The 630-nt window shown below is 66.0% G+C and carries 1 protein-coding gene and 1 pseudogene; both read right to left on the reverse strand.

What is annotated here, in order from left to right; all coding sequences use genetic code 11:
* The coding region (locus PJL15_RS22575; protein WP_281453358.1) for an isocitrate lyase/PEP mutase family protein at window positions 1–449 on the reverse strand (449 nt) is incomplete at its 3' end.
* Window positions 450–630 (reverse strand): annotated as a pseudogene (locus PJL15_RS22580) (MmgE/PrpD family protein); the annotation flags it as partial.

Genomic DNA, 630 nt, shown 5'->3' on the forward strand with positions numbered 1-630 from the left:
GCGTCGGCTGCGGCGCGGATGCGTTTGGTGGCGGTGTCGAGGTCGACGACGTTTTTGCCGTCGAGGTGTCCGCAGCGTTTGGGGTTGAATTGGTCCTCGATGTGGCAGCCGGCGAGGCCGGCGTTTTCGAGTTCCTGGATGGTGCGGGCCACGTTCATGGGTTCACCGAAGCCGGTGTCGGCATCCACGAGCGAGGGTAGGTCGGTCATGCGGGCGATTTGCCCGGCGCGGGTGGCGACTTCGGTGAGGGTGGTCAGGCCGATGTCGGGCAGGCCGAGGTCGTTGGCCAGGACCGCGCCGGAGATGTAGACCCCGGCGAAGCCCTTTTCCTCGATGAGCCGGGCCGAGAGCGGGTTGAACGCCCCCGGGAACTGCGTCACGGTCCCCGATGCCAGCAGCTCCCGGAGCTTGAGGCGTTTCTGTTCGGGGGTGGTGGTGGAGTAGAGCATTTAGAACAGTCCCTTCGGAGCTGTGCCGGGGTTGATCACGCCGGGGGCGGCGGTGATGTTGAGCTGGTCCAGTTCGCCTGCGCCGAGTTCGGGGAGGCGTTCGACGGCGGTGAGGAACCGTTCGATTTCGGTCTCCTCGACGAGCCCGGCGGCGAGGGTGCGGAACTTGGTGATGTATTGT

This window comes from Paenarthrobacter nitroguajacolicus, assembly GCF_029952445.1.
Classification (GTDB): Bacteria; Actinomycetota; Actinomycetes; order Actinomycetales; family Micrococcaceae; genus Arthrobacter; species Arthrobacter nitroguajacolicus_B.